At 64.8% G+C, this 10,509-nt stretch carries 10 protein-coding genes; 6 read left to right on the top strand and 4 right to left on the bottom strand.

The window, feature by feature from the left end; translation table 11 throughout:
• Positions 1–23: 23 nt before the first annotated feature.
• Positions 24–1,868: an acetyl/propionyl/methylcrotonyl-CoA carboxylase subunit alpha gene (locus tag V7D69_RS07290; RefSeq protein WP_333605445.1), complete on the top strand. Its 1,845-nt coding sequence runs from the start codon at positions 24–26 to the stop codon at positions 1,866–1,868.
• Between the two features lie 5 nt (positions 1,869–1,873).
• Positions 1,874–2,326 carry a MaoC family dehydratase gene (locus V7D69_RS07285; protein WP_333605444.1) on the top strand — a complete coding sequence of 151 codons (453 nt, stop codon included), beginning with the start codon at positions 1,874–1,876 and terminating at the stop codon, positions 2,324–2,326.
• A 62-nt stretch (positions 2,327–2,388) separates the two neighbouring features.
• Here V7D69_RS07285 and V7D69_RS07280 read toward each other — a convergent pair whose 3' ends face one another.
• Positions 2,389–3,156 carry a CsgG/HfaB family protein gene (locus V7D69_RS07280; RefSeq protein WP_324062921.1) on the bottom strand — a complete coding sequence of 256 codons (768 nt, stop codon included), beginning with the start codon at positions 3,154–3,156 and terminating at the stop codon, positions 2,389–2,391.
• A gap of 126 nt (positions 3,157–3,282) precedes the next feature.
• Complete coding sequence (gene panC / locus V7D69_RS07275; protein ID WP_324062920.1) at positions 3,283–4,146, bottom strand: pantoate--beta-alanine ligase; 864 nt, start codon at positions 4,144–4,146, stop codon at positions 3,283–3,285.
• A 135-nt stretch (positions 4,147–4,281) separates the two neighbouring features.
• Between panC and V7D69_RS07270 the strand changes: the two genes are divergently transcribed.
• The 3 genes from V7D69_RS07270 to pgmG are packed head-to-tail and all read left to right on the top strand — an operon-like array spanning position 4,282 to position 6,812.
• Positions 4,282–5,091 carry a division plane positioning ATPase MipZ gene (locus V7D69_RS07270; RefSeq protein ID WP_324062918.1) on the top strand — a complete coding sequence of 270 codons (810 nt, stop codon included), beginning with the start codon at positions 4,282–4,284 and terminating at the stop codon, positions 5,089–5,091.
• Positions 5,088–5,372 (top strand): molecular chaperone DnaJ, encoded by a 285-nt coding sequence (locus V7D69_RS07265; RefSeq protein WP_324062916.1) that lies wholly within the window; start codon positions 5,088–5,090, stop codon positions 5,370–5,372. Before V7D69_RS07270 ends, V7D69_RS07265 begins: the two co-directional genes overlap by 4 nt.
• Positions 5,373–5,420: 48 nt before the next feature.
• Positions 5,421–6,812 (top strand): phosphoglucomutase/phosphomannomutase PgmG, encoded by a 1,392-nt coding sequence (gene pgmG / locus V7D69_RS07260; protein ID WP_333605443.1) that lies wholly within the window; start codon positions 5,421–5,423, stop codon positions 6,810–6,812.
• A gap of 128 nt (positions 6,813–6,940) precedes the next feature.
• Here the strand turns inward: pgmG and V7D69_RS07255 are convergent, their stop codons facing one another.
• Together V7D69_RS07255 and V7D69_RS07250 are read right to left on the bottom strand one after the other, a co-directional pair.
• The gene (locus V7D69_RS07255) at positions 6,941–7,849 is read right to left on the bottom strand and encodes a BON domain-containing protein (RefSeq protein ID WP_324064775.1); all 909 of its coding nucleotides are present in this window, start codon (positions 7,847–7,849) and stop codon (positions 6,941–6,943) included.
• Positions 7,850–8,008: 159 nt separating this feature from the next.
• Positions 8,009–9,280: an MgtC/SapB family protein gene (locus tag V7D69_RS07250; protein ID WP_324064774.1), complete on the bottom strand. Its 1,272-nt coding sequence runs from the start codon at positions 9,278–9,280 to the stop codon at positions 8,009–8,011.
• A gap of 145 nt (positions 9,281–9,425) precedes the next feature.
• Here V7D69_RS07250 and V7D69_RS07245 point away from each other — a divergent pair.
• The coding region (locus V7D69_RS07245) for a DEAD/DEAH box helicase (RefSeq protein WP_333605461.1) at positions 9,426–10,509 on the top strand (1,084 nt) is incomplete at its 3' end.

Here is a 10,509-nt window from a genome sequence, read left to right as displayed (position 1 = left end):
CGCCAGGGAGCGGGAGTTAAAAGATGTTCAAATCCCTCCTCATCGCCAATCGCGGCGAGATCGCCTGCCGGGTCATCCGCACCGCGCGCAAGCTCGGCATTCGCACGGTCGCGGTCTATTCCGACGCCGATGCGCAGGCGCTTCATGTGCGGGAGGCGGACGAGGCTGTGCATATCGGCCCTGCGCCCACGCGCGAGTCCTATCTTGTCGGGGAGAAGATCATCGCCGCCGCGCTGGCAAGCGGCGCCGAGGCCATTCACCCTGGGTACGGTTTCCTTTCCGAGAACGCCGCGTTCGCCCAAACCGTGATGGATGCGGGGATCGTCTGGATCGGCCCCAACCCTTCTTCGATCACCGCGATGGGCCTGAAGGACGCGGCCAAGAAGTTGATGGCCGACGCCGGCGTCCCAGTGACGCCCGGCTACATGGGTGAGGAACAGTCGACAGGCTTTCTGGCCGGAGAAGCGGCGAAAATCGGCTATCCGGTGCTCATCAAGGCGGTCGCGGGCGGCGGCGGCAAAGGCATGCGGCTGGTGGAGCGTGAAGAGGATTTCGCCGACGCGCTTGCCTCATGCAAGCGCGAGGCGGCGGCCTCCTTCGGCAACGACCACGTGCTGATCGAGAAATACATCGCCTCTCCCCGCCACATCGAAGTGCAGGTTTTCGGCGACAAGCACGGCAATGTCGTTCATCTTTTCGAACGCGACTGCTCACTGCAGCGCCGCCACCAGAAAGTGATCGAGGAAGCTCCCGCCCCCGGCATGGACGCCACCACGCGCGAGGCGCTGTGCGCCGCCGCCGTCCGCGCGGCCAAGGCGGTGGATTATGTCGGCGCGGGCACGATCGAGTTCATCGCCGATGGCTCTGGCGCACTGTCGGCCGACAAGATCTGGTTCATGGAAATGAACACCCGCCTGCAAGTTGAACACCCGGTGACCGAAGAGATCACCGGCGTCGATCTGGTCGAATGGCAGCTTCGCGTCGCGGCCGGAGAGCCGATCCCGCAGCGGCAGGACCAGCTTTCGATCAACGGCTGGGCCATGGAGGCACGCCTCTACGCGGAGGATCCGGCCAAGGGTTTCCTGCCTTCGATCGGCAGGTTGGAACTGCTGCAGTTCGGCAAGGCCGAAGGCGGGCGCGTCGATACCGGCGTTTATCAGGGGGCGGAGGTCTCGCCGTTCTATGATCCGATGATCGCCAAGGTCATCGCCTGGGGCGAGGATCGTGAGGAAGCGCGTGAGCGGCTGGGCGAGATGCTGGCCGGCAGCGCGGTCTGGCCGGTGAAGACGAACGCGTCATTCCTGGTCAAGGCGTTGCAGCATCCCGGCTTTGCCGCGGGCACGGTCGATACCGGCCTGATCGGCCGGGACGGAGAGGCCATGGCGCAGCCGCCGGCGCCCTCCGCCGAGGCGCTGCGAGCGGCGGCCAATGCACTGATGCCAATGACGGACATGGCCGGTTTCCGACTCAACGCCGCGCGCCGGCGCTCCGCCTGGTTCCTGCTTGATGGCGAGAAAGTGGAGATCGAGCTGGACGGCGCCGGGGACGAGGACCCCTCTGCAAGCGTGCTGATTACCGAGCAAGGGCAGGCTTGGCAGCTATCGGCCTGGCGGCATGACGCCGCGCACGGCGCTGTCGGTGGCTCGGGCGCGATCGTGGCGCCGATGCCGGGCAAAGTAATCGCGGTCGAAGTCGCGCAGGGCGATGCGGTGACCAAGGGCCAGAAGCTGCTGACGCTTGAGGCGATGAAGATGGAGCACACGCTCACCGCGCCTTTCAACGGGGTGGTGGCCGAACTCAATGCCGCTGCCGGCGCGCAAGTGCAGGTGGATGCGTTATTGGTGCGGATCGAGGAAGAGGCGGAATAGACATTATGCCAGGTAGATATTTCGATGAATGGCAGGTCGGCGACGAGATCGTCCATCAGCCCAGCCGCACGGTGACGGAAACGGACAACCTACTTTTCTCGGCCATGACGCATAACATGCAGCCGCTCCACCTCGATGCCGAGGCTGCGAAGGCAAGCGAGTTCGGCCGTATCCTGGTCAACTCGACCTTTACCTTCAGCCTCGCGGTGGGCCTCTCGATCGCCGATACCACCTTGGGCACGCTGGTGGCCAATCTGGGGTACGACAAGGTGGTGACGCCCAAGCCGACCTTCATCGGTGACACGCTCACCTGTTCAAGCGAAGTCGTGGAATTGCGCGAAAGCAAGTCGCGGCCCACACAGGGAATTGTGGTCTTCAAGCATGAATTGACTAATCAGCGCGGGGAGATCGCGCTGGCCATGCTGCGCACCGTGCTGCTGCGGAAAAAGGCGGGTTAGCGCAGCAAAAAGGGCGGCTCCATTGCGAAGCCGCCCTTCCTCGAACAGGATGGTGAAACCTATCAGCGCGCCTTGGGTGCCGCTGCGGAGGCATCCGTGGGCAGACCGCCGAGCTGCGTGACCAGCTTGGTGTAAGCGTCGAGATAAGCCAACACGATGATCTGGCCGATCTGAGTGTTCTGATAGCCCCCGCCACCAGCGGCGGCGAAAGTGCCGCCGAAGAAACCGCCGCCGCCGGCGCCGAAGCTGACGTCGGACTTGCGGGCATAGCCCTCGGTCAGCGCTTCCTCCACCGTCGTGCGCGAATTGACGATCGAAAGCGTCACGTTCGCTTCGCCCTTCTTGATGTTGAGGCCGCCGGCGATTGCGCCGAAGCCATGGCCGAACATGCCGCCGATGCCGCCCAGCACGCCGCCCAGGTTGGAGCCGCCCGAATTGTTGTTAGTGGAAACAATGTCCGGCTGCAGGAAATAGTCGGCCGCCTTGATCTGACCCTTGCCGATGTTGGAGCCTTTTTGCAGTTCGCCCTGTTCGGCCAAGGCGCGCTCCATGGCGCTGTTCTCCAGCGAGCGGCCGCGATTCACCAGAGTGAAGCAATGGGACTGTTGAACGAAGACGCGCAGGATGGCTTCCGGGCTTCCCAGGTTCAGTTCGCGCCACCACTGCTTGTCAGGCTCGACAATGGCGACAGTGCCCAGATTGCGGGTACACATCGGAATCTGCTGCGTGCCCTTTTCCTGCAGCTTGCGGCCGGAAGACTGGTCCGCCATCGCCGATTGGGCGCACAGCGAAACGGCGAGCGCGCCCAGCGCGCAAATCAGTTTCTTCATTGTGATGATCCCTCCTCTTATGCGCGGATTCGCGCGGACCCATTCCCAAACCGGCCTGAACCTAGCCGTTATTGGTCCCGGTGCAAATAACCATATTTCCGGGATTATTGCTTTTCATAGAATTATTTAGGAGCGTGCGGGCTGGACTGCCATGTTGTCTATCAAACGCGCCTTGCCGATCCTCGCCGCGACCAGAAGCCGCATCGGCTTCGTCGATGCATGTTCCAGCGGCGTCAGGTTTTCCGCATCGCACAGGCGGGCATAATCGATGGAGGTGAACCCCCCGGCCAGCAGCGCCACGTCGAGCGCGGCCAGCGCGGCTGGCACGCTTGCGCCCCGCTCAATCGTGGCGATCGCCTGCCGCATCGCGGCCGGCAGCGCGGCGGCCTGTGCGCGCTGTTGGGGGGTGAGGTAGGCGTTGCGGGATGACATCGCCAGCCCATCCGCCTCGCGCACGGTGGGCACGCCGATGATCCGGTCGACATGCGGACGGGTGAGGTCGAGATCGCGGGCCATACGGCGAATGACCGCCAGTTGCTGCCAATCCTTCTCCCCGAACAGGGCGAGATCGGGCAGGACCTGATGGAACAGCTTGCACACTACGGTGGCGACGCCGTCGAAATGGCCCGGTCGCTGCGCGCCGCACAATCCCTCGCTGACCCCGCTCACCGAGATCCCGGTCGCGAAACCTTGCGGATACATGGCTTCGACCGTGGGGCCCCAGACCAGATCGACGCCTTCGGCTTCCAGCAGCGCGCAGTCACGCTCAAGCTGGCGGGGATAAGCGTCGAGATCCTCGCCCGCCCCGAATTGCAGCGGATTGACGAAAATGGACACAGCTACCCGATCGGCTCGCGCCCTGGCTTCGCGCACCAGTGTCAGATGGCCTTCATGGAGCGCCCCCATGGTGGGCACGAGAGCCAGCTTTCCCGCCTGTCGCAAGTCGGCAACGAGATTGCGCAGTGGATCAAGGCTGTGGACGGTTTGCATTGGCTGGGGCAGCTCCGATATGATGGCCTTGACCGGCAGACCCGCCAGCCATTAGCCGCGGCGCGCCCTGTGCGGCAATAAGTTTGAACCGGGTGGCCGTCGGCCTGCCCGTAACCGAAAAGCGATTGGAGTCCCGTGGCAGCGCACCGCATTGTCTTCGCCAACGAAAAGGGCGGCACCGGCAAATCCACCACCGCCGTCCACGTCGCCATCGCCCTGGCGTATCAGGGGGCAAACGTCGCCGCGATCGATCTCGATCCGCGCCAGCGCACCTTGTTTCGCTATCTCGAGAACCGCGTGGAGACGGAGCGCCGACGCGAGATCGGGCTGCCCGGCGCGCGGTTCGCGGTCTATGAGGGTGACGATGTCAATGAGCTGGACGATCTGGCCGAACAGATCGCCGAAGGGTACGATTTCCTGATTTTCGATACGCCCGGCCGTGACGATCCCTTTGCCCGCCATGTGGCGACCACGGCGGATACGCTGGTAACGCCGCTGAACGACAGCTTCGTCGATTTCGACCTGATCGGTCAGGTCGAGGGAGAGAGCTTCAAGGTCAAGAAACTCTCTTTCTATGCCGAGCTGATGTGGGAAACCCGCAAGAAGCGCGGGATGAAGACGCTAAACGAAGGCCGCCGCGAAATGGATTGGGTGGTGGTGCGCAACCGCGTGCAACATGTCGAGGCCCGCAACATGCGCCGCCTTGAGGGCGCGTTAAATGAGTTGTCCAAACGCGTCGGCTTCCGGGTCGCCAACGGCCTATCGGAACGCGTCATTTATCGCGAGCTGTTTCCATCCGGCCTGACCTTGCTGGACAAAGGCCACCTGGGCGAGCTGGGCACCAGCCATCTTGTCGCGCGGCAGGAACTGCGCGGGCTGGTGGCGGGGCTCAACCTGCCGAAGCCGGCGCGAGGCCAGCAGGAACTCGCGCTCGCCGCCGAATGAAGCTGCTCTGGCTGATCGCGCTGGGCTGTATCGCCTGGCGGGTATTCACCGGGGGCTGGCCCTGGCACGGCAAGCGCAAGGTCCGCCAGTCTTTCGCACTGGCTCATGCGCGTCAAGTTCTGGGCGTGAAGGCGGACGCCGGGCGGCAAGCGATCATCGAGGCGCACCGCCGACGGATTGCCGCGATTCACCCGGATCGGGGCGGCAGCAATGAGCAGGTTCATGAAGCGAATGCGGCGCGCGATCTGCTTCTGGCCGAGCTGATCGACGATAACAAGTGATCCGCTTCGGCGAGCCCTGTTCGAAACACAGTTGAAGGAAAAGCAGGAGTGAATGGAGGCCATCAGTTCGATCCGGCCATCCTTCGCGAATATGACATTCGCGGCGTGGCGGGCGAGACTCTGCATCCTGCCGATGCTTACGCGGTCGGCCGCACCTTCGGCACCTTGCTGCGTCGGGCAGGCGGCCACCGGGCCGTGGTGGGCCGGGATGGGCGCCTCAGTTCGCCAATGCTGGAGCAGGCGCTGGTCGAAGGGCTGATGGCCACAGGCGCAGACGTCGTGCGGATCGGCCTGGCGGCCACGCCGATGCTTTATTTCGCCGCAGCCACACTGAGCGTAGATGGCGGCATCCAGGTCACCGGCAGCCACAACCCGCGCGATCACAATGGCTTCAAGATGGTGCTGGGCGCGCGTCCATTCTTCGGTGCCGACATCCAGCACCTGGGCGCGATGGCTGCGGCGGGAGATTGGGAAGCGGGAAGCGGCAGGAGCAAGCGGGTCGAGGTGCTTGACGCTTACGTCGATCGCCTGCTGCTCGGCCTCTCAAACGTCGCGCCGGACAAGCTGGCCTCGCTGCGGATCGGCTGGGATGCCGGCAACGGCGCCGCCGGCCCGGCGATCGAAAGGCTGACGGCGAAGCTGCCGGGTGAACATCACCTGCTTTTCACTGAGGTCGACGGGCGTTTTCCCCATCACCATCCTGATCCCACCGTGGAAACGAACCTCGCTGACCTGAAAGCCCTGGTCGCACGCGAGAAGCTTGATTTCGGCGTGGCATTCGATGGCGATGCCGATCGCATCGGCGCGCTCGACGGAACCGGCCGCGTGATCTGGGGCGACCAGTTGCTGACGATCTTCGCGCAGGACCTCCTGCGCCGCCGGCCGGGCGCCTCGGTGATCGCTGACGTCAAGGCGTCGCGCATGCTGTTCGATGCTGTCGAACGGTTCGGTGGGCAGCCGATCATGTGGAAATCGGGGCATTCGAACATCAAGGCCAAGATGCTGGAAAGCGGAGCCGCGCTCGGAGGGGAGATGAGCGGCCACATCTTCTTCGCCGAAGACTGGTTCGGCTTTGACGACGGGCTTTGCGCGGCGGTGCGGCTCATGGCTGCAAGCGTCCGGCTGGATCGGTCCGTCACAGACATGCGCGGGGCCATGGCGGAAGGCTTCAGCACGCCTGAGCTGCGCTTCCCGGTTGATCCGGCGCGCAAGTTCGTTGCGGTGGAAGAGGTCAAGCAGCGCCTCACGGCGGATGGCATTGATTTCGTCGCCATTGACGGCGTGCGTGTCACGACCGAAGATGGCTGGTGGCTGCTGCGCGCCTCCAACACGCAGGACATGCTGACTGCCCGAGCCGAAAGCGCGACTGCGGAAGGGCTGGAACGGCTGATCGGCACGATCGATGCCCAACTGGCGTTATCCGGACTTTCGCGCAGCTAAGGCAAGCTGCGCGAAATCAGTAGCACCCCCGCACGACACGAACGGAGATGCTACGAATTTGGCGGATCCCTAAGACCTGTTTGGAAATGCGCTTTCCGGGCATTCCCACGGACGCTTAGTCGCCTTTTTCAGCCCGCATTCGTGGTGGTCGGCTTGGAAGCGGCCGTCGTCATTTTCAATGCCGCGTCCTCCACGCGCAGATTGTTCTGCACATGCCGAACTCCATGCACGTCTTCGGCCACATCTTCCGCACATCGCTTGGCCGTGCGGCTGTCGACAGTGCCATCCAGCGTCACTTCGCCGTTCTTGACGGTAACCCGCACATGGCTGGCGTCGACGCGGTGATCGTGCGTCAGGTTGTCGTTCACGTCTTCGCGGATGCGTTCGTCCGATCGGGTGTAGTCGCTGGGGCCGCGACCGCGGTGGTCCTGTTCGCGGCGGCGGGCGGCATCCTCGTCGCCGAACCAGCTGGCGATCTCGTCGCCGGCGCGCTCGAAGAAGCCGCGACGTTCACCATATTCGCGCCAGCCGTGGTAATCGTCAGTGCCGGTCCAGTCCCCTCGCGAAAGTCCGTAGCTGGACCGATAGGTGTCGCTGGGCCGCATGCCGCCGCCTGCCCAACCGCTGCGCGCGTAAAGATCGCGGCCGCCGTAGTCCTCACTGGTGAAGGGTGAGAAGTCAGTCCGAGAGCCGGCGTCATAATATCGGTCCGGATAACCGGAGCGATAGGCGCTGGTGTCCCGGTTCCGCTGCCGGTCGACGCGTGGATCGGAGCGGTATTCGCGTTCCAGCCCGTTTGGCCCGCGCCCTTCACGCTCCGCCTCCCCGAAAGCGCCGCGCCCCGTACCGGCTAGGTCGCTGCGTTCGTTACGGCGATATTGCGTCTGTTGGCCATCGTCATAGTCCCAGCCGCCCCCGGCCTGACCGCCGGGTTCGCCCTGCCACTGGTCGGCTTGGCGGGGAGTATCATACGAGCCGTGCGTGCCGCTGTAACCGTCGCCCTGCTGGCGCAACGGATTGCGATCGTATCGATTCATGGGAATCCTCCATCTATGTCGAAGTGCGGAGGCCAGAAACCGCGCGACATGCGGGAATGTCCCTCCGTCCTCGGATAAAACGCGCGGTTTCGTCAAACGATCCACGACCCGCCGCTTTAAAGGTGGTCAGTCGCCAAGGGGCGCTGAACGCGCGGTCCGTCAGCCTATCAGCGGCCAGCCGGCCGCCACCGCCAGCGCTGTGGCCAGCAGGGGAAGCGCGGCGTGGCGACCATTTTCCCAGCCGCCGATGCCGATGGAGACCAGAGCCTTGAACAGAGTGTTCAGCGTCACCGGCACCGCGAGCACCAGCCCCGCCGCGTGCGGGGTCAGGGCATCGGCCGCCAGCGTGCCCATGGTGATGATCGCCGAATCGACGTCCACCGTTCCCGAGATGGCGAGCACCACGGCCAGTCCGCGGTCGCCGTAATGTTCCAGCACCCAGCGCGCGGCCACACTCATGACCATCACCATCGCGGTCAGCAGCAGAGCCGGCTGGAGATCGAAGGGATTGCGGGTTTCGATTCCGTCCGCCGGCGGAGGAGGGGATAAATTCCGGCTCTTGCGCAAGTACCATGCAGCGGCCAGCGAACTGACCGTCAGGCCGGGCAGGCACAGGCGCGCGAGGGTGGGAAGGGCGAACGGGGCCAACAGCGCGGTCAGCGTCAGCACGCGCAGGAACATGACTATCGAGGCCGTGGCCGCCGCCGCCGCCAGGATGGGAAGCTCGTCGGATCCGCCCTTCATCCTGCGGGCGAGCGCCGCGGTGACGGCGGTGGAAGAGACCACGGAACCGGCGGCCGCCGTCGCCAGAATGCCGCGGGCGGGGCCAAGCAATCGGGCGGCGAAATAACCGGCAAAGGAAAAGCCGGATACCATGACCACAACCAGCCACAGCTTCTGCGGATTCCAGGCATGGTAGGGACCAAAGGGTCGGTCCGGCAGCAGTGGCAGGACGACCAGCGCGATCACAGCGAAGCGGGCGATTGAAAGCATTTCCCGTTCGCTCAGATGCCTGACCCAGCGGTGAAGCTGCTCGCGCATGGACAGCAGCAGCACCGTCACCACCGCCACCGCGGTGCCCAGCAGTTCCTCCCCATTGCCGACCAGGAATCCACTGGCCAACGTGAGAAGAGCGACCACGCCCGAAGTGCCGCTGATCGCATCCCGCGTCCGCGCCGTGCGAACGTAGCCGAGCAGCACCAGAGCGCAGGCCGCAACCAGCAGCGCCATCGCCGGCCCGCGCGCGGAAGCATAAAGCACGCCGGCGATCGCGCCGCCCATGCCGAACAGGGCAAATGTGCGGATGCCTGCGAAGCGCGAGCCTTCCGCCCGGTCGCGGAGCGCCCAGCCGCGTTGCAGGCCCACAAGCAGGCCCAGCGCCAGCCCCATGCCCACGCTTGTCAGCCGCGCGATTTCGGGATCGGTGGTCATGCATCTCGCCCCTTCAAGGGTCTGCTATTCGGCAAACCGCCGCGCTTCGCAAGTCTACCCGATCTCCTCATGCGCGACAGGGCTTCCCCCTGTCGCGCCGATATGCTCCACCTGGAACTATGCCGATGCCCTTGCCGATTGTCTGATGCAGACCGGCGCGGTTCCTCCAGAGATCGCCGCCTGGTTTGCCGCGCGCGGTTGGCGGGTGCGGCGTCACCAACAGGAAATGCTGGCCGCGGCTGACGCGGGGCGTCACGCCCTGCTGGTCGCGGACACCGGGGCGGGCAAAACGCTGGCGGGTTTCCTTCCGACGCTGGCGGCATTCTGCCCTTCAAGGCTTGAAGCAGGCGGCCCGCCGGAAGGGCTGCATACGCTTTATGTCTCTCCGCTCAAGGCATTGGCGACGGACGTGCAGCGAAACCTGTTCGCGCCGGTCGACGAGATGGGCCTGCCCCTCCGGGTCGAAACGCGCAGCGGCGATACACCTTCGGACCGCAAGACCCGCCAGCGCGCCCGCCCGCCTCACATCCTGCTAACTACCCCCGAATCGCTTTCTCTCTTGCTGAGTTATCCTGAGGCGCCGACGCTGTTCGCCGGGCTCAAGCGCGTCGTCATCGATGAAGTCCATGCTTTCGCCGCCGGCAAGCGCGGCGATCTGCTGGCGCTATCGCTGGCGCGGTTGCAGACGATCAGCCCCGGATTGCAACGCGCGGCCCTTTCCGCGACACTGGCGGACCCCGATGCCTATCGCGGCTGGATCGCCCCCTGGGGAGATATCGACGCGGTGACGCAGGTTGAGGGGGAGCCAGCCGCTGCCCCCCAGGTTGAGATCCTGCTCCCCCGCGAAGAGCGCATTCCGTGGAGCGGCCACGCCGCGACCTGGGCAATCCCGCAACTGATCGAGCAGATCAGGGCGCACCGCACCACGTTGATCTTCACTAACACCCGCTTCCTGGCCGAATATATCTTCCAGGAACTGTGGGATGCCAATGAGGATAACCTGCCGATCGGCATCCATCACGGCTCCTTGTCCCGCGAAGCGCGGCGCAAGGTGGAAGCGGCGATGGCGCGCGGCGATTTGCGGGCGTTGGTCTGCACAGCCAGCCTCGATCTCGGCGTCGACTGGGGGGATATCGATCTCGTCGTGCAGATGGGCGCGCCCAAGGGTTCATCACGGCTGCTGCAGCGGATCGGGCGCGCCAATCATCGGCTCGACTGCCCCAGCGAAG

The sequence above is a fragment of the Novosphingobium sp. genome (assembly GCF_036733805.1).
Classification (GTDB): Bacteria; Pseudomonadota; Alphaproteobacteria; order Sphingomonadales; family Sphingomonadaceae; genus Novosphingobium.
Note: the sequence above shows the minus strand (reverse complement) of the source record. Positions and strands in the feature narration are given on the sequence as shown.